We start from the raw sequence: 25457 nt of genomic DNA on the forward strand, positions 1-25457 counted from the left end.
GCACAAATGCTCCAGGCAGTGCGAGAGAAGAACACAAGGCAACACGGAACCCGACCAATCGGTTAGTTGGCAGCCGACCGGCGGGTGATATAAAGACACCCCGAAAAAAGCCCGAACCTGCCGAAATGGCGTTGCGAATCGCTTTCGTGGCCAAAGCTGTGCGGACGTTCATCCGAAACCTGGCCCCGAGCGTCTTGCCCTTTCAACACGTCCATCGAATAGCGAACCGCGCCATGCCCCACGCAGGTTTCAAGCATTTTCGGATGTCGTTTTATCGCCATTTACAAGCAGAAAAAATCTGTAGGCAGCGACGATTTGTCGCAGATCTTATTCTTTGTTGATTGAACGTTCAATCAAAACAAAATAGACTGGCCCTCAATCCGATAGGCGTTTATCGCCCGTTGGAAGGCCTAAGGAGATGTGCAAGATGCCCAAGGTCGGTATGCAACCCATCCGCCGCCAACAACTGATCGAAGCCACGTTGCAAGCGGTTGATCAGGTCGGAATGGGGGACGCCAGCATTGCGCTGATCGCCCGTTTGGCCGGTGTCTCGAATGGCATCATCAGTCACTATTTTCAGGACAAGAATGGCCTGATCGCCGCCACGATGCGGTATCTGATGACCGCCCTCAGCGAGAGCGTCACCGCGCGCCGACAGGCGCTGGCAGACAGCAGCCCACGGGCGCATCTGCAGGTGATCATCGAAGGCAACTTCGACGCCAGCCAGGTCAATGGCCCGGCAATGAAAACCTGGCTGGCCTTCTGGGCCACCAGCATGCACCAGCCGTCTTTGCACAGGTTGCAGCGGATCAACGATCACCGTCTGTATTCCAACCTGTGCTGCGAGTTCCGCCGCGTGTTGCCGCTCGAAGAGGCGCGCAGTGCAGCGCGTGGACTGGCAGCGTTGATCGACGGCTTGTGGTTGCGCGGCGCCCTGTCGGGAGACGCTTTCGACACGGCGCAGGCGCAACAGATCGCTTACGAATACATGGATTTCCAATTGGCCAAGCAGGTGAGCCAGAGCACACAGAAAACGCTCGGCACCTGAACCGCCACCGCAGTTTCAGCGCGGTGGTCGACGCCAACCACTAATGCACTTGCGAGGACACTATGGCCCGTTTCGAACTGCAAAAACTCTACATCGATGGCGCGTACTCCGACGCTGGCAGCGATGCCACCTTCGAAGCCATCAACCCGGCGAACGGTGAAGTCCTCGCCCAAGTGCAACGTGCGACCAAGGAAGACGTCGAGCGCGCCGTGGTCAGCGCTGAAAAGGGCCAGAAAATCTGGGCCGCGATGACCGCCATGGAGCGTTCGCGCATCCTGCGTCGCGCCGTCGACATCCTGCGCGAGCGCAACGATGAACTGGCTGCTCTGGAAACCCTGGATACCGGCAAGGCTTACTCCGAAACCAAATATGTCGACATCGTCACTGGCGCCGACGTGCTGGAATACTACGCAGGCCTGGTGCCGGCAATCGAAGGCGAGCAGATTCCACTGCGCGACACTTCCTTTGTCTACACCCGTCGCGAGCCGCTGGGCGTGGTCGCCGGTATCGGTGCGTGGAACTACCCGATCCAGATCGCGCTGTGGAAATCCGCACCAGCCCTGGCCGCTGGTAACGCGATGATCTTCAAGCCAAGCGAAGTCACCTCGCTGACCACCCTGAAACTGGCCGAGATCTACACCGAAGCCGGCCTGCCAAACGGCGTGTTCAACGTCCTGACCGGCAGCGGCCGTGAAGTCGGCACCTGGCTGACCGAGCACCCGCGCATCGAGAAAGTTTCCTTCACCGGCGGCACCGACACCGGCAAGAAAGTCATGGCCAGCGCTTCGGCTTCGTCGCTGAAAGACGTGACCATGGAACTGGGCGGCAAGTCGCCTTTGATCATCTGCGACGACGCCGACCTCGATCGCGCCGCCGACACCGCGATGATGGCCAACTTCTACAGCTCCGGTCAGGTTTGCACCAACGGTACTCGCGTGTTCGTACCGAGCCACCTGAAAGCCGCTTTCGAAGCCAAGATCGTCGAGCGCGTAGCGCGCATCCGCATCGGCAACCCGGAAGACGAAAACACCAACTTCGGCCCACTGGTCAGCTTCGCCCACATGGAAAGCGTGCTGGGTTACATCGCCAAGGGTAAAGAAGAAGGTGCCCGCGTCCTGTGCGGCGGCGAGCGTCTGACCGACGGCGAATTCGCCAAAGGCGCCTTCGTCGCGCCGACCGTGTTCACCGATTGCACCGACGAGATGACCATCGTCCGTGAAGAAATCTTTGGCCCGGTGATGGCGATCCTCTCCTACGAGACCGAAGAAGAAGTGATCCGCCGCGCCAACGACACCGACTTCGGCCTGGCCGCCGGTATCGTCACCAAAGACCTGAACCGCGCGCACCGCGTAATTCATCAACTGGAAGCCGGTATCTGCTGGATCAACGCCTGGGGCGAGTCCGACGCAAAAATGCCGGTGGGCGGTTACAAGCAGTCGGGCGTGGGCCGCGAAAACGGCATCAGCTCGCTGACCAACTACACACGCATCAAATCGGTACAGGTCGAACTGGGCGATTACGTTTCGGTGTTCTAACCCGAGATTTGCATTGCCCGCGAAGGCCTCTTCGCTGGCAAGCCAGCTCCCACAGGTCTGGAGTCGTCCATCAAATCTGTGGCAGCTCCCAATCCTTGTGGGAGCTGGCTTGCCAGCGATTCGAGTGCGCAGCACTCGCCGAGGTCAGACCTGACCACATCTAAAGAGGGTGCATTCAATGTCCCAAGAATTCGATTACATCATCATCGGTGCCGGCTCGGCCGGTAACACCCTGGCGACCCGTCTGACTGAAGACGAAGGCGTCACCGTGCTGCTGCTCGAAGCAGGCGGTCCGGACTACCGTTTCGACTTCCGCACGCAAATGCCGGCCGCGCTGGCGTTCCCGCTGCAGGGTCGTCGCTACAACTGGGCGTACGAAACCGATCCGGAGCCACATATGGACGGTCGCCGGATGGAATGCGGTCGCGGCAAAGGCCTCGGCGGTTCCTCGCTGATCAACGGCATGTGCTACATCCGTGGCAACGCGATGGACTACGACGGCTGGGCGAAACTGCCAGGCCTGGAAGACTGGACCTACCTCGACTGCCTGCCCTACTTCCGCAAAGCGGAAACCCGCGACATCGGCCCGAACGACTACCACGGTGGCGACGGCCCGGTCAGCGTGACAACGCCGAAGGCGGGCAACAACCCGCTGTTCCACGCTATGGTTGAAGCCGGCGTGCAGGCCGGTTACCCGCGCACCGAAGATTTGAACGGCTACCAGCAGGAAGGCTTCGGCCCGATGGACCGCACCGTGACGCCGAACGGCCGTCGTGCTTCCACCGCCCGTGGCTACCTCGACGTCGCCAAAAAGCGCTCGACCCTGACCATCGTCACCCACGCCCTGACCGACAAGATTCTGTTCGAAGGCAAGCGTGCGGTCGGCGTACGTTACCTGGTCGGTTCGGCGGAAGAGCGCGTTGAAGCCAAGGCACGCAAGGAAGTCCTGCTGTGCTCCGGCGCCATCGCTTCGCCGCAGATTCTGCAGCGCTCCGGTGTCGGCCCGGCAAAACTGCTGGAAAGCCTCGACATCCCGGTGGTGCATGACCTGCCGGGCGTCGGTGAAAACCTGCAGGATCACCTTGAGCTGTACCTGCAATACGCCTGCACCCAACCGGTCTCGCTGTACCCGTCGCTGCTCTGGTACAACCAGCCGGCCATCGGTGCCGAGTGGCTGTTCAACGGCACCGGCATCGGCGCCAGCAACCAGTTCGAAGCCGGCGGTTTCATCCGTACTCGCGAAGAGTTCGAATGGCCGAACATCCAGTACCACTTCCTGCCGGTGGCGATTAACTACAACGGCAGCAACGGTGTGAAAGAGCACGGTTTCCAGGCGCACATGGGTTCCATGCGTTCGCCGAGCCGTGGCCGCATCCAGGTCAAATCCAAGGATCCGCGCCAGCACCCGAGCATCCTGTTCAACTACATGGCCACCGAGCAGGACTGGCAGGAATTCCGTGACGGCATCCGCCTGACCCGCGAAATCATGCAACAGCCGGCACTGGACGCCTTCCGTGGCCGCGAAATCAGCCCGGGCATCGACGTGCAAACCGATGAGCAGCTGGACAAGTTCATCCGCGAGCACGCCGAAACCGCGTTCCACCCGTCCTGCTCGTGCAAGATGGGCACCGACGAAATGGCCGTAGTGGATGGCGAAGGTCGCGTGCACGGCATGCAGAGCCTGCGTGTGGTCGATGCTTCGATCATGCCGATCATCACCACCGGTAACCTGAACGCGCCGACGATCATGATGGCCGAGAAAATCGCCGACAAGATCCGTGGCCGCAAACCGCTGCCGCGCAGCACCGCAGCGTACTACGTCGCTGGCAATGCGCCGGTGAAAGGCAAGCCGATGCGTGATATCACCCCGGCTGCTCAGTAAGACGTAATACCGAGGCGCTACCTTCGTCGGAACGCCGCCCGGAGACAAGCTCGCTCCCACATTGGAATGCATTTCAAAGGTGGGAGCGAGCTTGCTCGCGAAGGGGCCCTCACATTCAGCACAAATTCCCCTGCTGCACAGTAAATCCTCCTACACCCCCTCTTCACTTGATCCTACCCCCACGCAGGCCTACTCTAGACCTCGCGCAACCGTTTCACCCCTCCCCGCCGAATCGCTTCACCCCGCAACTCCATAACAAGGAGGTTCCCGAATGTTCGATTTCCACCCCCAGCTCAAGCAGCGCTTCGCTGCCTTGCGCACGGGCGCCGAGTTTTTCTCCCTGCGGTATGTACGCGAGTCCGGCCAGTACCTATCGGTGCGCAAGAACGTCGCCGAGCCACCAAGCCTGAGCCGTGACGAAGGGGCGATGCTCACCGTGCGCGTCAACGGCGTCGAGGCCTACGCGGCGACCAACGACCTGTCGCAGCAAGGCCTGCAAGCCGCCCTGGAACGCGCCGAACAGCAGGCCCGGCGACTGAAGCCCCACGCCCTGCTCGACCTGCGAGACCAGCCTGTATCAAGCGACCGCGCTGATTACTTTTCGCCCAAACTCGAGCAACCCTTCCCGTCCATGAGCGAATGCTTCGAGCTGCTCGGCGCGGAATCCGCCTCGGTGCCAAAGGATGAGCGCCTGGTGAATTGGGAAGCGAGCATCGGCATCACCCATGTCGAACAGATCTATCTGAGCAGCGCCGGTGCCGAATTGCGCCAGGCCCAGCGCTTCGTCTACCCGAGCCTCGACGTCACCGCTTATGACGGCAACGACAGCCAGACCCGCTCCCTCGGCCGCGAGAACTTCGGCCAGCAGGGCGGCGCGGACGTGATCAGCCGTTGCGGCCTGGTCGGCGCCGGCCCGAAAGTGGCCGATCAGGCCCTGCAACTGCTGCTCGCGCCGAACACCCCGCAAGGCCCGCGCGATCTGTTGCTGATGCCGGACCAGATGATGCTGCAGATCCACGAGTCCATCGGTCATCCGCTGGAGCTGGACCGCATCCTCGGTGACGAACGCAACTACGCCGGCACCAGCTTCGTCAAAACCAGTGACTTCGGCAGCCTGCAATATGGCTCGAAGCTGCTCAACGTGACCTTCGATCCGGACATTCCCGAAGAACTCGCCAGCTACGGCCACGATGACGACGGCACCAAGGCCAGCAAACAATTCCTGATTCGCGAAGGCTTGCTGTTGCGGCCACTGGGCGGCGCGCTGTCGCAGTTCCGCGCCGGTCTCGACGGCGTTGCCAACAGCCGCGCCTGCGGCTGGAACCGGCCGCCGATCGACCGCATGGCCAACCTCAACATCGAGCCGGGCGATCAGTCGCTGACGCAACTGATCAGCGGCATCGAGCATGGCATTCTGATGAGCACCAACCGTTCGTGGTCGATTGACGACGCGCGCAACAAATTCCAGTTCGGTTGCGAGTGGGGTCAGTTGATCGAGAACGGTGAACTTAAAGGTGTGGTGAAAAATCCGAACTACCGGGGCATATCCGCGCACTTCTGGAAGAGTCTGCGCGCGGTCGGCGACGCCGGCACCCGTAAGGTGCTGGGCACGCCAAACTGCGGCAAGGGCGAGCCGAACCAGGTGATCCGCGTCGGCCACGCTTCGCCGGCCTGCGTATTCAGCAACGTTGATGTGTTTGGGGGAGACGCCTGATGAGCATTTCGAAGAGTCAGTCCGACGCCTTCAAGGTCATCGTCAATTGGCTACGCGACAGTGTGCGCGAGCCGGAACAGTTCACGCTCAGCTATGCCGCCGAATCGTCGGCGTTCGTCCGTTTCAACCACGCCAAGGTGCGTCAGGCCGGCCAGGTGCAGCAAGCCGACGTCGGGCTGAAACTGATCAACGACGGCCGCCACGCTGACCTGCACATCACCCTGTCCGGTGATCAGGAAGCCGATCTGCAACGCCTCGCCGAAGGCCTGCAACAACTGCGCGAAACCCTACCGCTGCTGCCGCAGGATCCGTACCTGCTGCTCAATCACAACGGCTGGCAGAGCAACAACGTGCAGGAACACCCGTTGCCGGACACCGAGCAGGTGGTCGAGGAAATCTGCACCGCTGCTGAAGGTCTGGATCTGGTCGGTTTCTATGCTGCCGGCCCGATCAGTCGTGGTTTCGCCAGTTCCTCGGGAGCGTTCGGCTGGCATCAGGCCAACAGCTTCAACTTCGACTTCAGCCTGTTCCACGAAAATGGCGAAGCGGTAAAGGCCAGCTACGCCGGGCACGACTGGAGCAGCGAAGGCTTCGCCCGACGCTTCCAGCAGGCCCGCGAGCAACTGGCGTTCCTCGGTCGCCCGCTACGTACTCTGGCACCGGGGCAATACCGGGCTTATCTGGCGCCGGCCGCGCTGGAAGAAATCATGGGCATGCTCAGTTGGGGCGGTTTCTCGGCGCAGTCGATTGCCAGCAAGAGCAGCCCGCTGCAGAAGCTGTATGTCGGCGATCAGACGTTCAGTCCACTGGTATCGCTGGATGAAAAAGTCAGCGAATCGTTGAGTCCGGCGTTTTCCGCCGAGGGTTATCCGCGCAGCGATTTGCGGCTGATCGTCGAAGGCAAGGCCGGTGATCAATTGGTCGGTTCACGCAGTGCCGCCGAATACGGCCTGACCGCCAACGGTGCCAGCGGCGGCGAATCGCCGAGCGCACTGAACATGGCGGCCGGTGATCTGTCACAGGCAGAGATTCTCAAGCAGTTGGGCACCGGGTTGTACATCAGCAACCTGTGGTACCTGAACTTCTCGGATCAACCGGCGGCACGCCTGACCGGCATGACCCGGTTTGCCACGTTCTGGGTCGAGAACGGCGAGATTCAGGCGCCGGTCAGCACCATGCGTTTCGACGACAGCGCCTACAACCTGCTGGGTTCGCAGCTGGAAGCGTTGACCGCCGAGCGCGAGTTGCTGCTGTCGGCGAGCACGTACAGCCAGCGCAATACCTCGTCGGCGCTGCTGCCGGGGGCGCTGGTGAGCCGATTGACCTTGACCCTGTAAGACCAGGATCTCCAGAACAATGGAGATCTACTGTGGGAGCGGCGGTGCGACGATTCGACTTGCTCGCGAATGCGGTGTGTCATTCAACACTTATGGTGGCTGACACACCGCATTCGCGAGCAAGCCCGCTCCCACCAAAAACTTGTGCATTAACCCCAACCACAAGAGGTTCCATGCCCACACGCCCGCCTCTCGACGCCATTACCGCCCGCTGGTTGCCGTGGGTCGTCGCCATTGCGTTCTTCATGCAGTCCCTCGACGGGACCATCCTCAACACCGCCCTGCCGGCCATGGCCAAGGATCTGGCCGAAAACCCGTTGCGCATGCAAGGCGTGGTCATCGCCTACATGCTCACCGTGGCCTTGCTGATTCCGGCCTCGGGCTGGATCGCCGACCGCTTCGGCACCAAGAAAATCTTCTTCGGCGCGATCCTGCTGTTCAGTTTCGGCTCACTGCTCTGCGCGTTATCGAGCAGCCTGACCATGCTGGTCGGCGCGCGGGTCATTCAGGGCCTCGGTGGTGCGCTGATGTTGCCCGTCGGGCGGCTGGTGGTGCTGCGCGCCTACCCGCGTTCGGAACTGGTGCGGATCATGGGGTTCATCACCATTCCCGGCCTGCTCGGCCCGCTGATCGGCCCGACCATGGGCGGCTGGATGGTGCAATACCTGACGTGGCACTGGATCTTTCTGATCAACCTGCCGGTCGGCCTCATCGGTTGCTACGCGGTGTGGAAATTCATTCCCGACCTGCGCGGCACCGAGCGCACGCGTTTCGATAGCCTCGGTTTCCTGCTGTTCGGCGCGGCGATGATCCTGATCACCATCGCCATGGAAGGCCTGGGCGAACTGCACTTGCCGCACCTGCGGGTGATGTTGCTGCTGTTCGGCGGGCTGGCCTGTCTGGCGGCTTACTGGCTGCGTGCCGGGCGTGTCGAAAATCCACTGTTCTCGCCAACGCTGTTCAAGACCCGGACCTTTGCGGTCGGGATCATCGGCAACCTGTTCGCCCGTCTGGGCAGCGGTGCCCTGCCGTTTCTGGTGCCGTTGCTGCTGCAAGTGGCGCTGGGTTATTCACCGGCGCAAGCCGGGATGAGCATGCTGCCACTGGCGGCGGCGGCAATGATCGCCAAGTGGGTGGCGCGACCGTTGATCGAACGTCTTGGCTATCGCATCGTGCTCACCGGCAACACCCTGGCGCTGGGGATCATGCTGGCGAGCATGGGCCTGGTCAGCGAGCAGACGCCGTACTGGCTGCTGCTGTGCCTGCTGGCGATTCTCGGCGCAATCAACTCGCTGCAGTTCACCGCGATGAACACGGTGACCCTGATCGACCTCGACGACGCCAGCGCCAGCAGCGGCAACAGCTTGCTGTCGGTGGTGGCGCAATTGTCGTTGAGTCTGGGGGTGGCCTGCGCCGGTGCGCTGCTTGGCGGCTTCACGGCGGAGATCGGCAACGACGGCGTCGAAACCGTGTTGGGCGCATTCCAGCTGACGTTTGTCACGGTCGGAGTGATGGCGATGCTGGCGGCGACGATCTTCTCGCAACTGTCGAAAGAAGACGGCCGCCGGGTCAAACGCCCGGATGAACATCCGGATGAACACATCGAACACTGACCAAACAGCGAAGGCCTTTGTGGCGAGGGAGCTTGCTCCCGCTGGACTGCGCAGCAGTCCCCCCGCTTTTTGAGTTGAAGAGCGGGGCCGCTTCGCGCCCCAGCGGGAGCAAGCTCCCTCGCCACAGATAAATCACCTTGCCTCGGGTTTTAGTCACTGTTCGTCCAGAACTTTCGAGGAAAGTGGCACGGGGCTGCTACACTGCGCGACATTTTGTTTTGCAGGCCAGTCCCGTGACCACCATCGCCACCGCTTTTAATACTCTGCCGCTGTCCGCCGCCATGCTGGCTAACCTCGAATCCCTCGGTTATGCCCAGATGACGCCGATCCAGGCGCAGAGCTTGCCGGTGATCCTCAAGGGGATGGACCTGATCGCCCAGGCCAAGACCGGCAGCGGCAAGACCGCCGCGTTCGGCATCGGCCTGCTAAACCCGATCAACCCGCGCTACTTCGGTTGCCAGGCGCTGGTGATCTGCCCAACCCGTGAGCTGGCCGACCAGGTCGCCAAGGAAGTCCGGCGTCTGGCCCGTGCCGAGGACAACATCAAGGTCCTGACCCTGTGCGGCGGCGTGTCGTTCGGCCCGCAGATCGCTTCGCTGGAGCACGGCGCGCACATCATCGTCGGCACCCCGGGACGTATCCAGCAGCACCTGCGCAAGGGTTCGCTGGTGCTCGACGGTCTGAACACGCTGATCCTCGACGAAGCCGACCGCATGCTCGACATGGGCTTCTACGACGCCATCGAAGACATCATCGAAAAGACTCCGGCACGCCGTCAGACCCTGCTGTTCTCCGCCACCTACCCGGTGGGCATCAAGCAACTGGCGTCGAAATTCATGCGCGATCCGCAAACGGTGAAAGCCGAAGCGTTCCATGACGACACGCAGATCGAGCAGCGCTTCTACGAAATTTCTCCGGAAGAGCGCATGAGCGCAGTGACCAAAGTTCTGCACCACTTCCGCCCGGACTCCTGCGTGGCGTTCTGCTTCACCAAGCAGCAGGTGCAGGAAACCGTCGATCACCTGACCGCCAAAGGCATCTCCGCCGTCGGCCTGCATGGCGATCTGGAACAGCGTGACCGCGACCAGGTGCTGGCGATGTTCGCCAACCGCAGTACGTCGGTCCTGGTCGCCACCGACGTGGCCGCCCGTGGTCTGGACATCGATGCGCTGGACATGGTGATCAACGTCGAGCTGGCCCGTGACTCGGAAATCCACATTCACCGCGTTGGCCGTACCGGTCGTGCCGGCGAGAAAGGCATCGCGGTCAGCCTCGTTGCGCCGTCCGAAGCGCATCGCGCGCAAGCCATCGAACAGCTGCAGAAAGCCCCGTTGAACTGGGATCAGGTCGACAACCTCAAGTCCCAGGGCGGCGCCCCGCTGCAGCCACCGATGAGCACGCTGTGCATCGCCGGCGGGCGTAAAGACAAAGTGCGGCCGGGCGACATCCTCGGCGCACTGACCGGCGACGCCGGCATCCCGGGCGCCCAAGTGGGCAAGATCGCGATCTTCGACTTCCAATCGTATGTGGCGGTTGAACGCACCGTGGTCATGCAGGCACTGCAGCGCTTGAACAACGGCAAGATCAAGGGCCGTTCGTTGCGCGTGCGGGTTTTGTAAGCGATCTTCCACCCAAAGAAGATCCCCTGTGGGAGCGGGCTTGCTCGCGAATGCAATCTGTCAGTCGACATCAGGTTGAATGACACACCGCTTTCGCGAGCACGTCCGCTCCCACAGTTTGTTTTGTAGCGACCCACCAAGAGGACACCGTTTTGCGCTCTACCGAAGTCGTGATCATTGGCGCTGGCGCCGCAGGGTTGATGTGTGCACTGACCGCCGCCGGGCGTGGGCGTCAGGTGTTGCTGCTCGACCACGCGAACAAGGCCGGCAAGAAAATCCTGATGTCCGGTGGTGGCCGCTGCAATTTCACCAACATGTACACCGAGCCGAGCAATTTCCTCTCGCACAATCCGCATTTCTGCAAATCGGCACTGGCGCGCTACACCCAGTGGGATTTCATCGGTATGGTCGCCAAGCACGGCGTGCCGTACCACGAGAAGAAACTCGGCCAGCTGTTCTGCGATAACAAATCCAGCGACATCCTCGGCATGCTGCTCGACGAGTGCGATCAGGTCGGCGTCGAGCTGCACCTCGACACCTCGATCCAGACCATCGAGAAAGTCGAGAACGGTTACCTACTCGACACCACCCTCGGCCAGCTCCAGTGCCAGTCGCTAGTGATTGCCACCGGCGGGCTGTCGATCCCGACGCTGGGCGCTACAGGCTTCGGTTATCAGGTGGCCAAACAGTTCGGCCATGAACTGCTGCCGACCCGCGCCGGGCTGGTGCCGTTCACCATCACCGATCAGCTCAAGGAACTGTGCACCGAGCTGTCCGGTACTTCGGTGGATTGTCTGGTCAGCTGCAACGAGCAGAGCTTTCGCGAGAACATTCTGTTCACCCACCGTGGCCTCAGCGGCCCGGCGATTCTGCAGATCTCGTCGTTCTGGGAGCCGGGTGACACCGTGGAGATCAACCTGTTGCCGGATCACGACACCGCCGCATGGCTGCAGCAGCAAGTGGCCGAGCGCCCGAACAGCGAGCTGAAAACTTTGCTTGGTGAGATCTTCACCAAGAAGATGGCCAATCTGTTGGCGGACAACTGGTTCGTTTCCAAACCGATGAAACAGTACACCCACGCCGAACTGGCGCAGATCGCCGACAAACTCGGCAGTTGGAAAGTCGTCCCGGCCGGCACCGAAGGCTACCGCACCGCCGAGGTCACGCTGGGTGGCGTTGACACCCGCGAAGTGTCGTCCAAGACCATGGAATCGCTGAAAAGCCCTGGCCTGTATTTCATCGGTGAAGTGCTCGACGTCACCGGGCATCTGGGTGGCTTCAACTTCCAGTGGGCCTGGGCCTCGGGTTACGCGGCTGCGCAGTACGTCTGATCCAAAATCAAACGCAAAACCTGTGGGAGCGAGCCTGCTCGCGATTGCTTTCTGTCATTCAATCATTGGCTGACTGATACACCGCCATCGCGAGCAAGCCCCCTCCCACAGTTGTTATGTGTGATGCAGTAAGGAACACTTTTTGCTGTCAGATGTGATCGGCGCCATTGCGTCGGCGTCATTACTGGCTCAATTTAGCGGCATCGCCTCGGAAGGCCTTCGCACTTCATGTCCTCGACCTCGTTTCGTCAGTCTTTGCGGCGCCTGTGGGCGCTGGATAAATTCAGCTACAGCGTGCGGGTGTTCATCGCCCTGACCGGCAGCATGGCGCTGTGTTGGTATCAGGATGAAATGGGCTTGCTGATCCCGTTGTTCCTGGGGATTATCGCCAGCGCCCTGGCCGAGACCGACGACAGTTGGCAGGGCCGCCTCAACGCACTGGCGGTCACACTGGTGTGTTTCAGCATCGCCGCGCTGTCGGTGGAACTGCTCTTCCCCTACCCCATCGTATTTGCCATTGCTCTGGCACTGGCCAGCTTCGGCCTGACCATGCTCGGCGCGCTCGGCGAGCGTTACGGTGCGATCGCCTCGGCGACGTTGATCCTGTCGGTCTACACCATGATCGGCGTGGATCAGCGCGGCGGCGCGGTCACCGATTTCTGGCACGAGCCGATGCTGCTGGTGGCCGGCGCCGCGTGGTACGGCCTGCTCTCGGTGCTGTGGCAGGCGCTGTTTTCCAACCAGCCAGTGCAGCAGAGCCTGGCGCGATTGTTCCGTGAACTGGGCTTCTACCTAAAGCTCAAAGCCTCGCTGTTCGAGCCGATCCGCCAACTGGACGTCGAAGGACGACGGCTGGAACTGGCGCAGCAAAACGGTCGCGTGGTGGCGGCGCTGAACAGCGCCAAGGAAATCATTCTGCACCGGGTCGGCAACGGTCGCCCGGGTTCGAAAGTCAGCCGTTATCTGAAGCTGTACTTCCTCGCCCAGGACATCCACGAACGCGCCAGCTCTTCGCACTATCCGTACAACGCGCTGGCCGATGCGTTCTTCCACAGCGACGTGCTGTTCCGCTGCCAGCGTTTGTTGCGCCAGCAGGGCAAGGCCTGCCGCGCGTTGGCCGAATCGATCCAGATGCGCCAGCCATTCGTCTACGACGCCAGTTTTGCCGAAGCACTGACTGACCTCGATGCCTCCCTTGAACACCTGCGCATCCAGAGCAATCCGGCGTGGCGCGGCCTCCTGCGTTCGCTGCGTGCACTGGCAGCCAACCTCGGCACCCTCGACCGTTTGCTCAGCGACGCGAGCAACCCCGATGCCTTGGCAGACGCCACTGACAGCAGCCTGCTCGACCGCTCGCCGCGCAACCTCAAGGACGTGTGGATTCGCCTGCGCACGCAACTGACACCGACTTCCCTGCTGTTCCGCCACGCCCTGCGCTTGCCGCTGGCGCTGAGTATCGGCTATGGCATGGTGCACCTGATTCACCCGTCGCAGGGTTACTGGATCATCCTCACCACCCTGTTCGTCTGCCAGCCGAACTACGGCGCGACGCGGCGCAAACTCGGGCAGCGGATTCTCGGCACCGCCATCGGTCTGACCGTGGCCTGGGCGCTGTTCGATCTGTTCCCCAGCCCGCTGGTGCAGTCGTGCTTCGCGATCGCCGCCGGGGTGGTGTTCTTTACCAACCGCACCACGCGCTACACGGTGGCGACCGCCGCGATCACGATCATGGTGCTGTTCTGCTTCAACCAGATCGGCGATGGCTACGGGCTGTTCCTGCCGCGCCTGTTCGATACCCTGCTCGGCAGCCTGATCGCCGGCCTGACAGTGTTCCTGTTCCTGCCGGACTGGCAGGGTCGACGCCTGAATAAAGTGCTGGCCAACACCCTGACCTGCAACAGCATCTATCTGCGCCAGATCATGCAGCAATACGCCGCCGGCAAGAGCGACGACCTCGCCTATCGCCTGGCCCGACGCAACGCGCACAACGCCGATGCGGCGCTGTCGACCACCTTGGCCAACATGCTGATGGAGCCGGGGCATTTCCGGAAGGAGGCGGATGTCGGCTTCCGGTTCCTGGTGCTGTCACACACCCTGCTCAGTTACCTGTCCGGACTGGGTGCGCATCGCGAAACGCAGCTACCGGCGGACGTGCGCGAACAGCTGATCGACGGTGCCGGGGTGAAACTGGCCACGAGCATCGACGACATCGCCCAGGGCCTGGCGAACAAGCAGCCGGTGGCGATTCAGAGTGACGAAGAAGAAGCACTGGCCAACGAGCTGGAGCAGATGCCGGACGAGATCGATGAAGGGCAACGGCTGGTGCAGACACAACTGGCGTTGATCTGCCGGCAGTTGGGGCCGTTGCGGACGTTGGCGGCGCATTTGATCAAGGACACCAGCGAAGCCTGAGTTTTGCGGTGTTTGTCAGGGCCTCTTCGCGAGCAAGCCCGCTCCCACAGGAGAACGCATTCCAAATGTGGGAGCGGGCTTGCTCGCGAAAGGGCCATCAGCCACACAGCCATTTCCGGATCAGCCCCTACATCCCATGCTGACGCAACAACCGGTCATAACTCCCATCCGCCTTCATCGCCGCAATCGCCTTATCAAACCCGGCCACAATCTGTTCATGCGCAGGGTTCTTCAGGCTCACCAGAATGTGCAGGCTGTTCTCGCTCAACGGTTTGGGCAGGAACTCCACGGCGTTGCGCACTTTGGGTGATTCGCGCGACAGGTAATAGCGCGCAACGTACTCATCTTCCAGGGTCAGCTTGACCCGATCCGCCGCGAGCATGCGCACGGCCATAGCGAAGTTATGCACAGGGACTTTCTCGAGCGCGGTATCCGCATCGAACGCCTGCGAGTAGGCATAACCGCGCACCACCGCCACCGGATAGGTGTGCAGTTGCTCCAGGTTGCTGTAGTCCAGCGGCGTGTCCTTGCGCTTGAGAAAGCGGATGCGATTGAGCAGATACTCGCTAGAGAACTGGCCGAGTTTGGTGCGTTCTTCGTTATACCAGGCGTTGACCAGTACGTCGTAGCGCCCCTCGCCAACCCCCAGCAGCGCCCGCGCCCACGGCACCTGCTCGTAGTCGCTGGCATAACCGGCCCGCGCCAGCGCGGTGCTGACGATGTCGGTGGCCAGGCCGCCGTTGACCAGCGTGTCGTCGGTAAACGGTGGCCAGATATCAAACACCAGCCGCAACTTGTCCGCTGCGGCGGTTTGGGCCAGCAAGAGCAGTCCGATCAAAGCAAAGGCTCGATGCAGTCGCGGCATGCTTGAAAATCCTTAGCGGGCGAGTTGCCCGGCGTGTTTTCAGTCAAAACCCCAAGGCCCCTTACCGGCGAAACCCAGGCCCTAACATTAGCTCATTGAAGCCAGTGCACAGCGCTTTCCAGCAGATTACACAAAGCAGCCGCCGCCGCGAGAAAGGAATGATGGCATTTTGACCTTTGTCACAGACTCTTCCGCCATACAGACATCCAGGGCCTGTGCGCTTAGTATCGGGCGACGGAGTTCAAGGAGTCGGAAGATGACAATCGAGTGGATCTGCAAACATCACAGCGATCTGGGCAAAGAGCAGCTGTACGCGCTGTTGAAGCTGCGCTCTGAGGTGTTCGTGGTCGAACAGAAATGCGCCTACCCGGACCTCGACGGCCAGGATCTGGACGGCGACACCCTTCACCTCATGGGTTGGGAAGATGATCAGTTGATGGCCTATCTACGCCTGCTGGATCCCGAATCCCAGGGCGGTGACGTGGTGATCGGCCGCGTGATCATTGCGCCGCAGGGCCGTGGCAAAGGGCTGGGGCATGTGATGATGGAACACGCACTGAAACAGGCCGAGAAGCATTGGCCGCAGGTGCCGATCTATCTGTCGGCGCAGGCGCATTTGCAGGGGTATTACGGCAGGTACGGGTTTGTCGTGGCGGGTGAGGAGTATCTGGAGGATGACATTCCGCACATAGGCATGCGTCGTCCTTGAGGGCCCCTTCGCGAGCAAGCCCGCTCCCACATTTTGATCGCATTCCATCTGAAGGAACTCGGTCTACTGTGGGAGCGGGCTTGCTCGCGAAGGCGTCAACTCAGGCACTGCGAAACTCAGGGATACTCCAGCACAGCCTTGATCTGCCGCAGATTACGCTCGATCCACCCGCGATCAATCGCCCCCCACTCGCGAATCCGATAGCGCCCGGCATGGTTGCGCGCGCCCTCTTCCTGCTCGAATTCACAGACGATATCCAGATCTGCCAGCGCGGCGATGGTGTCCTGTGCCGTGCGCCGGGGCATGCCGGTCACTTCGGTCAGCGCAGGGACGCTTGGGGCCAGGCCGCTGTCGATCAGGTAGGCCACATACAGGCGCCGGTAAAAACTGCTTTTGGTCTTGCTGACGTCCATCCACACGCTCCTTGTTAACGGCTATTGCAGATCCCGCCACGTCAGGTACACCCGCAGATCGAACTCGACCTGGTGATACCCCGGCAGCATGTGCTCGCACAATTTATAGAAGGCCTTGTTGTGGTCCGATTCCTTGAAGTGCGCCAGTTCATGCACGACGATCATCTTCAGGAACTCGGGCGCTGCCTCCTTGAACAACGAGGCGATGCGAATCTCTTTCTTGGCCTTGAGCTTGCCGCCCTGCACTCTTGAGACCGTAGTGTGCAGGCCCAGCGCGCGGTGCGTCAGGTCGAGGCGGTTGTCGAACAGCACCTTGTCGATGGCCGGCGCGTTGCGCAGGTATTCCTGCTTCAGGTCCAGCGCGTAGCTGTACAGCGCCTTGTCGCTCTGCACATCGTGACGCCCCGGATAGCGTTGGCTCAGGTAGTCACCCAGACGCTGTTCGGCGATAAGCTGGCGCACCTGATCCTGCAATGGCGCGGGATAGGCCTGGAGGTATTTCAACGCAGTCATGGGCACGACAACACGGTTCGAAAAGAGCGCCAGTGTAGCGAATTCAAACCGGCAGCGCGCTCCAGTCGAAGGGCTCGGCGAAGCTGGCGGCGTCTTCGGAGGTCAGCGGACGCGCCACCAGGAAACCCTGCACATATTCGCAGCCATGCGCTTGCAGCCATTGGTACTGTTCGATGGTTTCCACGCCTTCGGCGATCACCAGCAAGCCGTACTGTTTACACAGATTGATCACGTTGCTGACCAGCGCCGCGTCGCGCGTCGAATCCGGCAGCCGCGCAATCAGGTGTCGATCGAGCTTGAGCGTGTCCAGTTCCAGATCACGCAGATGCGCCAGCGAACACGGTCCCGAACCAAAATCATCCAGCGCCACGCGCACCCCGAGATTACGCAGCAGGCGCAGCTGTTTGCGGGTCTCGTCGGGGTTGTGCATCAGCGCGTCTTCGGTGATTTCCACCTCCAGTTGCCGCGGCTGCAACGAGTGCCGCTCCAGCACCTGGCGTAACTCGGTGACCAGGTTCGGCAGCCCGAACTGGGTGTTGCTCAAACTCACGCCAAGCACCAGATCTTCGGCGAACAGGGTTTCCCAGGCTTTACGCTGGCCGGCGCCGCGATGATAGATCCAGCTGCCGAGCCGACTGATCAGCCGCGCTTCTTCCAGCAACGGCAGGAACAACCCCGGCGGCACATCGCCGACGCTCGGATGCTGCCAGCGCAGCAACGCCTCGAAACCGCGGATCTGCCCGCTGTCGATCGCGACCTGTGGCTGATACACCAGATTGAAATCGCGGTTCTCGATGGCGTTGCGCACGCTTTCCTCGAGCATCAGCCGCGAGCGGGCGCGACCGTTCATTTCGTGATCATAAAAGCGATATTGCTGACGCCCGGCGCGCTTCGCCTCATACATGGCGATGTCCGAGGCGCGCAGCAGGCCGTCGAGGTTAGAACCGCAGTCCGGGTAGGTGGCGATGCCGATACTCGCGCCGAGGGCGATATCCAGCCCTTCGATTTGCTGACAGATCGACACTCGCTCGATGAGTTTCTCGGCAATCTTCGCCGCTTGCTCTGGGAATTCCAGATCGAGCAGCGCAGTGAACTCATCACCGCCCATACGCGCGAGAATATCGAACGGTCGCAGGCAGGCTTTCAACTGCTCGGAGACCCAGCGCAGCACCCGGTCGCCGGCATCGTGGCCAAGGGAATCGTTGACCCGCTTGAAACCATCGAGGTCGAGGTACAACAGCACCCAACTGCTGTCGCTGCGTTCACCGCGCAGCAGCAGGTTTTCCACGGTCTGATAAAAACCCCGGCGATTGAGCAGACCGGTTAACGGATCGGTGACCGCTTGAAATTCCAGCTGCTGATGCAGGTGACGTACCACCGACATGTCCAGCACCGTCACCACCATCGCGTGTTGTTCGGCGGGCAACGGCGCGCAGGACAGCGCCACCGGCACCTGCTGCCCCGGCGCCGTGCGCAACAACGCATCGTGCAGACGCAGGGTCTCACCGCGTTTATAGCCGGCCAACAACTCGGAATCGGCCCACAGCGGGATGTGCGGTTTCTGCAGATAATCGAGAAATTCCTCGCCCTCCAGCTCTTTCACCGGCGCATTCAGCAGCCGCGAAATCGCCGGGTTGGCGAAGCGGATCAAGCCGTCCTCGCCGAGTACCAGAATGCCTTCCGCCGCGTTATCCAGCACCGAGGCATTGAAGGCCCGCGCGACCTCCAGATCATGACTCAGGCGCTGCAAGGCGCGGCGGTTGCGCTGGTGTTCGAGCAGCGCCTGGACTTTCGGCTTGAGAATCTGCGGATCAAACGGCTTGAACAGATAATCCACCGCGCCACTGGCGTAGCCCTTGATCACGGCGTCCTGTGACTGTTCGTTGGCGGTGAGGAAAATGATCGGTGTGAGGCGTGTGCGCTGGCTGCCGCGCATCAGTCGCGCGACTTCGAAGCCGTCCATGCCCGGCATCTGCACATCCAGCAGCACCAGGTCGACGTCGTGTTCGAGCAGCAGATTGAGTGCCTCGAAGCCGGAGGCGGCGGTCATGACGTGCCAATCCTGACGCTGCAGCAACGCGCGCATGCTGATCAGGTTTTCAGGGTAATCATCAACGATCAAAAGGACAGAGCTGCCTTCACCTGGCTGGGGTTGCGCGCATTCCATGCTGCTTCTCTTGTCGGGACATCTCTTGTCGGGATATCGGTCGGTTTCTTGTGAAAACCGTACAGTTACTGAGTCATCACTCTAGTCGCGGATCTGTGAAAGCAGAAGCTGTCACGCCGCCATCATTTAGCCAAAGCTGCGACTTACCGACTAACGGTCACCCCTGCAGCCCCCGAAAACCGGCACAGATGGCATTTCGACAGGATGTTGACGCCAATCATCTGCCAAACGGGCGTTAACAAAAAACTCCTCTACGCTTATAACTGCCGCCCGAAAAGGCGCGGGCTAGAGCTTCTGGCACTCGCGTTCAGGATGAATTGAGTGGAAGAACCGACATGATCGATCTCGCAACCTGGAACCTCAGCGTTCCCGTCGGCAGTCCGCCGTACACCGTCGAAACCTCCAAACTGGTGAATGGCTTCAAGGATCAGTACTTCCATTCCGACACCGGCACGCTGTTTTTCTGGTCACCGGTGACCGGGTCAAAAACCGAAAACGCCATCTACCCGCGCACCGAACTGCGCGAAACCTTCAGCAACGGCACCCTGCGCAACTGGTATTACCCGGACGCAGACAACACCCTGCGCGCGACCCTCGCGGTGAACAAGGTGCCCAGCTCCGGCAAGATCGTCATCGGCCAGATCCACGCGTACGAAAGCCAGAAGCCGATGGTCAAACTTGAATACCAGTACAGGACCAAGACCGAAACCGGCAACCTCGTCATCAAAGTGCGCATGCACCCCGATGATGACGAAAGCCGCGTCATCACCCTCGCCACCGGTATCAAGCTGGACAACGAATTCAACTACCTGATCCACCTTAGTCCCGGCGGTGCGCTCGGCGTGAGCGCGGCAGGCTATCAGTGGGATTCACAGATCAGCGCAACCTGGCGGAATAAGCCGCTGTACTTCAAGGCTGGCGTGTATGTGCAGGACAACACCGGGTATACCAGTGAGGGTGGGCAGGTGACGTTTACCAAGCTGGATATTGATCACAACAAGTGATATCGGCGGCCTCAAGACCTACCCAAAATCCTGTGGGAGCGGGCTTGCTCGCGAATACGGTGGGTCAGCAACATTAATGTTGAATGACGGTCCGCATTCGCGAGCAAGCCCGCTCCCACAGGGGATCAACTACGTGATGAGAGCAAAGGGGTTTCTAGTCTTGAAACGGTTTAAACCTATTTCAGGACTAGACACTTGGTTCTCCTTTCCCGCCCTTTCCTACGAAACAGAAGTAGGGAAATTTACAAAAAACTTACCACCCGAAACTGCGAACCCCTTATTCCCTGGCTCCTTATGAAACCTAAACTCTCCTTTAACAACTCCAGAGCTATTTTTTTCCAGTACGAATAATCCAGATTGAGGCCTCCATGCAGGGGCATATCGCGCGTCGCATACAAAATCAATTACATTGGGGAAGTCGGGATAATAGTGATATGTACCCGGAATAAGATCCTTGGAGAATAAAAACAAAATATCTTCCGAATGATGTTCAGTATGGCTACTTGCATGCACGTAAATGTTGTCAGAGTAATCTCCATAAAGATGAGTAGATTTATACTCAGCTTTCTCTTCGCCACTTTCGCCATCCTTGCCGTACAACATACAGCTGACCTCGCCACTGAGCTCATGCTTTTTAAATTTCTCACGGACATCAATGCTTGACATTTCAACCTCTCCATTACATAGAAGGAACAAAATCAGTAAAGGGAGGGATAAATATATTTATCGTTACTTCCTCTCTGATTGCATTGGGACGATAGGCTGCAATGAATTTTAAATCACCTGTCAGAAATGACAGTTCTTTATACGATTTCGAAATAAGCAAAACAATTTATGCAGTCGTTAACGAAATTTATTTTTCTCTCTAAAATAACTATGCATTCGACCACATCTCGTGCGGGGAAAATGTCAAACATATCGGTCTTATCGAGAGAAAATTTAAAAATCTTTTTAACGACATTTTTAGCCGCCAGCCGTTAATTTGTTCACAATGAAAAACTCACACAAAAAAAACCCGCCACTTGGCGGGTTTTTCATTTACGCGATCAAACGCCCAGGCTTAGTTCACCTTAGCGTTCAACTCACCCTTCAAATACCGCTGGAACATCGCTTCCAACGAGATCGGCTTGATCTTCGAAGCATTCCCCGCAGTTCCGAACGCTTCATAACGAGCGATACATACATCACGCATCGCAGTCACGGTCGCGCCGAAGAATTTACGTGGGTCGAATTCGCTCGGGTTGGTGGCCATCAGGCGACGCATGGCGCCGGTGGATGCCAGGCGCAGGTCGGTGTCGATGTTGACCTTGCGTACGCCGTACTTGATGCCTTCGACGATTTCTTCAACCGGTACGCCGTAGGTTTCTTTGATGTCGCCGCCGTACTGGTTGATGATCGCCAGCCACTCTTGCGGAACCGAAGAGGAACCGTGCATCACCAGGTGGGTGTTCGGGATGCGCTTGTGGATTTCCTTGATGCGGTCGATCGCCAGCACGTCGCCGGTAGGTGGCTTGGTGAACTTGTAGGCGCCGTGGCTGGTGCCGATGGCGATGGCCAGGGCATCGACCTGGGTCTTCTTGACGAAGTCAGCGGCTTCTTCCGGGTCGGTGAGCATCTGGCTGTGATCCAGAACGCCTTCAGCGCCGATGCCGTCTTCTTCACCGGCCATGCCGGTTTCCAGCGAACCCAGGCAGCCCAGCTCGCCTTCAACCGAAACGCCGCAGGCGTGAGCCATGGCCACGGTCTGCTGGGTAACGCGGACGTTGTATTCGTAGTCGGTCGGGGTCTTGCCGTCTTCGCCGAGGGAGCCGTCCATCATCACCGAGCTGAAGCCCAGTTGGATCGAGCGCTGGCAGACGTCAGGGCTGGTGCCGTGGTCCTGGTGCATACACACCGGGATGTGCGGGAATTCTTCGATCGCCGCCAGGATCAGGTGACGCAGGAATGGCGCGCCGGCGTATTTGCGAGCGCCGGCCGAAGCCTGGACGATCACCGGGGAGTCAGTCTTGTCAGCGGCTTCCATGATGGCGCGCATCTGCTCAAGGTTGTTGACGTTGAAGGCTGGAACGCCGTAGCCGAACTCGGCTGCGTGGTCCAGCATCTGGCGCATGCTGATAAGTGCCATTGTGTGTGTCTCTCCCGGTTGAGGGTCGTTAATCGTGCCAGCCTGCCGGAGCGGCGGCGGCTATTCAAGTGCTTGCAGATCGGGGGTCGAAGCCCGGTCTGGTGATTCGATAAAGCAAATTCTTCAGGACTACGCAGAACCCGTGTGGGAGCGGGCTTGCTCGCGAATGCGGTTCAACATTCAACATCACCGCAAGCTGATTCACCGCTTTCGCGAGCAAGCCCGCTCCCACATTCGGATCTCTGTACATCAATTCAATCGTGTTACTGCGCCTTGCAGCCGCGACCGATCAGGTCATTGGTGGCGACCCAGTACACCAGACCTTCATCACCCTTGACGTGAAACGCCAGCATGCCGTCGCTGTACAGCACGCCCGAGGCGCCCGGTTCTTCTTTCAGGCGATAGACCTGATCGCCGCCGCCCAGTCGAACATCGACTTCCTTCTGGCTGGCATCGGTGTAGCGCCACAGCACTTTGGCCTGGCTGTCGCAGGTCCATGTCGTCCAGTTGTCAGCAGGGGCGGACGACTGAAACAGATTCATCTGCGCGCAACCGCCCAACAATGCCAACGCCGCAATGGCAATCAAGCCTTTCATCCGTGTTCCTCGACTGACGGCGCAAGCCGCCAGCCCTGAGTTAAAGAGTCAGACCGGTCAAGGACAACCATGTTCCTTGGCCGGGGTTTGCGTCTCGTACTTGTCCAGGCCATCCGGCCCCGAGCGCTTGTTCAGCACCGGGTTGGTTTCGGCCTGCCAGTCGGCCTGGTAGCAGCCTTTCTGCACCGCATCCGGCGCAGGTGTCGCCTCGGCCTTAGGGTTACTCCCGCAGGCCGCCAATGTACCGGTCAGCAACAACAGCACTAACGACTTGACCATGTAACCACTCCTTTGCCTGGCCAAACGGGCGGCCTCAGGCCTTGGCCCGGCTTTCCAGAACTTCAACGGCCGGCAGCACCTTGCCTTCGACGAATTCGAGGAACGCGCCACCACCGGTGGAAATGTAGGAGATCTGCTCAGCCACGCCATATTTATCGATGGCCGCCAGGGTGTCGCCACCGCCGGCAATGGAGAACGCCGCGCTGTCAGCGATGGCCTGGGCCAGCACTTTGGTGCCGTTGCCGAACTGGTCGAATTCGAACACGCCGACCGGGCCGTTCCACAGGATGGTTTTCGACGATTTCAGCAGTTCGGCGAAGTTGGCGGCGGTCTGCGGGCCGATGTCCAGAATCATGTCGTCAGCAGCCACGTCAGCGATCAGCTTGACGGTGGCTTCGGCGCTTTCCGCGAATTCCTTGGCGACGACCACGTCCACCGGCAGCGGCACGCTGACCTTGGCGGCGATGGCGCGTGCGGTGTCCAGCAGGTCCGGCTCGTACAGCGACTTGCCGACCGGGTGACCGGCGGCAGCGAGGAAGGTGTTGGCGATGCCGCCACCGACGATCAGTTGATCGCAGATCTGGCTCAGGCTGTTGAGGACGTCGAGTTTGGTCGACACTTTGGAGCCGGCAACGATCGCAGCCATTGGCTTGGCCGGTGCGCCCAGCGCCTTGCCCAGTGCGTCCAGCTCAGCGGCCAGCAACGGGCCTGCCGCGGCGACTTTGGCGAACTTGGCCACGCCGTGGGTCGAACCCTCGGCGCGGTGCGCGGTGCCGAAGGCGTCCATCACGAACACGTCGCACAGGGCGGCGTATTGCTGGGCCAGTTCGTCGGCGTTCTTTTTCTCGCCCTTGTTGAAGCGCACGTTTTCGAACAGCACGATGTCGCCGGCCTTGACGTCAACGCCGCCCAGGTAATCGGCCACCAGCGGCACTTCGCGACCCAGGGCCTTGCTCAGGTAGTCGGCGACTGGCTTGAGGCTGTTCTCGGCGGAGAACTCGCCTTCGGTCGGACGGCCCAGGTGCGAACACACCATCACCGCCGCGCCTTTTTCCAGGGCCAGCTTGATGGTCGGCAGCGAAGCCAGGATACGCGCATCGCTGGTGACAACACCGTCCTTTACTGGGACGTTGAGGTCTTCGCGGATCAATACGCGCTTACCTTGCAGATCGAGGTCGGACATCTTCAACACGGTCATGGGTCGCACTTCCTGAGTAGCTGTTCTTAGAGAGCAGGTTTTTTTGAAATCGCTGTTTGCAGATAGTGTTCTGCAACGTCCAGCATTCGGTTGGCAAAACCCCATTCGTTGTCGAACCAGGCCAGGATGTTCACCAGCTTCGGGCCGGAAACACGGGTCTGACTGGCATCGACGATGGCCGAATGTGGGTCATGGTTGAAATCACAGCTGGCATGCGGCAACTCGGTGTAGGCCAGTAGACCTTTGAGCGGGCCATTGGTGGCGGCCTCGCGCAGGATCCGGTTGACCTCGTTCGCGTCGGTCGCGGTGGCGGTCTGCATCGTGATGTCGAGGCAGGACACGTTGACCGTCGGCACGCGTACGGCTTTGGCCTGAATTCGCCCGGCAAGTTCCGGCAGCAGGCGCTCGATGCCACGCGCCAGACCGGTGGACACCGGGATCACCGACTGGAACGCCGAACGGGTGCGGCGCAGGTCTTCGTGGTGATAGGCGTCGATCACCGGCTGATCGTTCATCGCCGAGTGAATCGTGGTGATCGACACGTAATCCAGGCCGATCGCCTTGTCCAGCAAGCGCAGCAGCGGCACACCGCAGTTGGTGGTGCAGGACGCGTTGGACACCAGCAGTTCGGCGCCGGTCAGGCAATCCTGATTGACGCCGTAGACGATGGTGGCATCGACATCCGCCTCGCTGGCCATCGGTTGCGAGAACAGCACGCGCGGCGCGCCGGCGTCGAGGAAACGCTGGCCATCTTCGCGGGTGTGGTAAGCGCCGGAGCATTCGAGCACCAGGTCGACGCCCAGCGCCGCCCAGTCAATGCCTTCGGGGGTGGCACTGCGCAGGACCTTCACGCAGTCGCCATTAATATGCAGACAATCGCCTTCTACTCGCACTTCGCCGGGAAAACGGCCGTGGGTGGAGTCGAAGCGTGTCAGGTATTCGATGCTGGCCATGTCCGCCAGATCGTTGATCGCGACAATTTCAAACCCTGCCTTCGCCCCTCGCTCAAACAATGCACGCAAGACGCAACGACCAATCCGGCCGTAGCCGTTGAGTGCAACTTTGTAGGGACGCGGTTGAGGCATGGGGTTCTCGAT

The 25457-nt window shown here is 60.4% G+C and carries 21 protein-coding genes; 11 read left to right on the top strand and 10 right to left on the bottom strand.

Going from position 1 to position 25457, the window contains the following annotated elements; genetic code table 11:
* Positions 1-427 precede the first annotated feature (427 nt).
* The 9 genes from betI (at position 428) to yccS (ending at position 14491) form a co-directional block, all read left to right on the top strand.
* Positions 428-1048 (top strand): transcriptional regulator BetI, encoded by a 621-nt coding sequence (betI, locus tag V9L13_RS18455; protein ID WP_007962648.1) that lies wholly within the window; start codon positions 428-430, stop codon positions 1046-1048.
* Positions 1049-1110: 62 nt separating this feature from the next.
* Positions 1111-2583, top strand: coding sequence for a betaine-aldehyde dehydrogenase (gene betB / locus V9L13_RS18460; protein WP_003228997.1), 1473 nt, complete (start codon positions 1111-1113; stop codon positions 2581-2583).
* A 178-nt stretch (positions 2584-2761) separates the two neighbouring features.
* A complete protein-coding gene (gene betA, locus V9L13_RS18465; protein ID WP_338800201.1) occupies positions 2762-4465 on the top strand; it encodes a choline dehydrogenase in 1704 nt (567 codons plus the stop codon).
* Positions 4466-4736: 271 nt separating this feature from the next.
* Entirely contained in the window at positions 4737-6179 is a 1443-nt protein-coding gene (locus V9L13_RS18470) for a TldD/PmbA family protein (protein WP_338800202.1), read from the top strand.
* Positions 6179-7516, top strand: a complete 1338-nt coding sequence (locus V9L13_RS18475) for a TldD/PmbA family protein (protein ID WP_103485212.1) — start codon at positions 6179-6181, stop codon at positions 7514-7516. The genes V9L13_RS18470 and V9L13_RS18475 overlap by 1 nt, the downstream gene beginning before the upstream one ends.
* A gap of 173 nt (positions 7517-7689) precedes the next feature.
* Complete coding sequence (gene mdtD, locus V9L13_RS18480; RefSeq protein ID WP_338800203.1) at positions 7690-9129, top strand: multidrug transporter subunit MdtD; 1440 nt, start codon at positions 7690-7692, stop codon at positions 9127-9129.
* 281 nt (positions 9130-9410) lie between these two features.
* A complete protein-coding gene (dbpA, locus tag V9L13_RS18485) occupies positions 9411-10748 on the top strand; it encodes an ATP-dependent RNA helicase DbpA (protein WP_338802880.1) in 1338 nt (445 codons plus the stop codon).
* A 152-nt stretch (positions 10749-10900) separates the two neighbouring features.
* Positions 10901-12079 (top strand): NAD(P)/FAD-dependent oxidoreductase, encoded by a 1179-nt coding sequence (locus V9L13_RS18490; RefSeq protein WP_226500930.1) that lies wholly within the window; start codon positions 10901-10903, stop codon positions 12077-12079.
* A gap of 228 nt (positions 12080-12307) precedes the next feature.
* On the top strand, positions 12308-14491 hold the full coding sequence (gene yccS, locus V9L13_RS18495; protein WP_338800204.1) for a YccS family putative transporter: 2184 nt from the start codon (positions 12308-12310) through the stop codon (positions 14489-14491).
* 127 nt (positions 14492-14618) lie between these two features.
* Here the strand turns inward: yccS and V9L13_RS18500 are convergent, their stop codons facing one another.
* Complete coding sequence (locus V9L13_RS18500) at positions 14619-15356, bottom strand: transporter substrate-binding domain-containing protein (protein WP_338800205.1); 738 nt, start codon at positions 15354-15356, stop codon at positions 14619-14621.
* 256 nt (positions 15357-15612) lie between these two features.
* Here V9L13_RS18500 and V9L13_RS18505 point away from each other — a divergent pair, with 256 nt between their 5' ends.
* Positions 15613-16065, top strand: a complete 453-nt coding sequence (locus V9L13_RS18505) for a GNAT family N-acetyltransferase (protein ID WP_338800206.1) — start codon at positions 15613-15615, stop codon at positions 16063-16065.
* 116 nt (positions 16066-16181) lie between these two features.
* Here V9L13_RS18505 and V9L13_RS18510 read toward each other — a convergent pair whose 3' ends face one another.
* The 3 genes from V9L13_RS18510 to V9L13_RS18520 are packed head-to-tail and all read right to left on the bottom strand — an operon-like array spanning position 16182 to position 19158.
* Entirely contained in the window at positions 16182-16478 is a 297-nt protein-coding gene (locus tag V9L13_RS18510; RefSeq protein WP_003229005.1) for a winged helix-turn-helix domain-containing protein, read from the bottom strand.
* 21 nt (positions 16479-16499) lie between these two features.
* The gene (locus V9L13_RS18515; RefSeq protein ID WP_338800207.1) at positions 16500-16991 is read right to left on the bottom strand and encodes a M48 family metallopeptidase; all 492 of its coding nucleotides are present in this window, start codon (positions 16989-16991) and stop codon (positions 16500-16502) included.
* Positions 16992-17034: 43 nt separating this feature from the next.
* Positions 17035-19158: an EAL domain-containing protein gene (locus V9L13_RS18520; RefSeq protein ID WP_338800208.1), complete on the bottom strand. Its 2124-nt coding sequence runs from the start codon at positions 19156-19158 to the stop codon at positions 17035-17037.
* A 335-nt stretch (positions 19159-19493) separates the two neighbouring features.
* Between V9L13_RS18520 and V9L13_RS18525 the strand changes: the two genes are divergently transcribed.
* Positions 19494-20162 (top strand): polysaccharide lyase family 7 protein, encoded by a 669-nt coding sequence (locus V9L13_RS18525; RefSeq protein WP_338800209.1) that lies wholly within the window; start codon positions 19494-19496, stop codon positions 20160-20162.
* A 219-nt stretch (positions 20163-20381) separates the two neighbouring features.
* Here the strand turns inward: V9L13_RS18525 and V9L13_RS18530 are convergent, their stop codons facing one another.
* The 6 genes from V9L13_RS18530 to epd all read right to left on the bottom strand — a co-directional run bounded on the left by V9L13_RS18530 (position 20382) and on the right by epd (position 25445).
* A complete protein-coding gene (locus tag V9L13_RS18530; protein WP_338800210.1) occupies positions 20382-20828 on the bottom strand; it encodes a hypothetical protein in 447 nt (148 codons plus the stop codon).
* 394 nt (positions 20829-21222) lie between these two features.
* Complete coding sequence (gene fba / locus V9L13_RS18535; RefSeq protein ID WP_003229012.1) at positions 21223-22287, bottom strand: class II fructose-bisphosphate aldolase; 1065 nt, start codon at positions 22285-22287, stop codon at positions 21223-21225.
* A 263-nt stretch (positions 22288-22550) separates the two neighbouring features.
* Entirely contained in the window at positions 22551-22883 is a 333-nt protein-coding gene (locus V9L13_RS18540; RefSeq protein WP_064589596.1) for an MliC family protein, read from the bottom strand.
* Between the two features lie 57 nt (positions 22884-22940).
* Positions 22941-23162 carry a hypothetical protein gene (locus tag V9L13_RS18545; RefSeq protein ID WP_003229014.1) on the bottom strand — a complete coding sequence of 74 codons (222 nt, stop codon included), beginning with the start codon at positions 23160-23162 and terminating at the stop codon, positions 22941-22943.
* A gap of 34 nt (positions 23163-23196) precedes the next feature.
* Positions 23197-24360: a phosphoglycerate kinase gene (locus tag V9L13_RS18550; protein WP_007961877.1), complete on the bottom strand. Its 1164-nt coding sequence runs from the start codon at positions 24358-24360 to the stop codon at positions 23197-23199.
* 26 nt (positions 24361-24386) lie between these two features.
* The gene (gene epd / locus V9L13_RS18555; RefSeq protein WP_103485200.1) at positions 24387-25445 is read right to left on the bottom strand and encodes an erythrose-4-phosphate dehydrogenase; all 1059 of its coding nucleotides are present in this window, start codon (positions 25443-25445) and stop codon (positions 24387-24389) included.
* Positions 25446-25457 lie beyond the last annotated feature (12 nt).

Origin of the sequence: Pseudomonas sp. RSB 5.4 (genome assembly GCF_037126175.1) — a bacterium.
Lineage (GTDB): Bacteria > Pseudomonadota > Gammaproteobacteria > Pseudomonadales > Pseudomonadaceae > Aquipseudomonas > Aquipseudomonas fluorescens_H.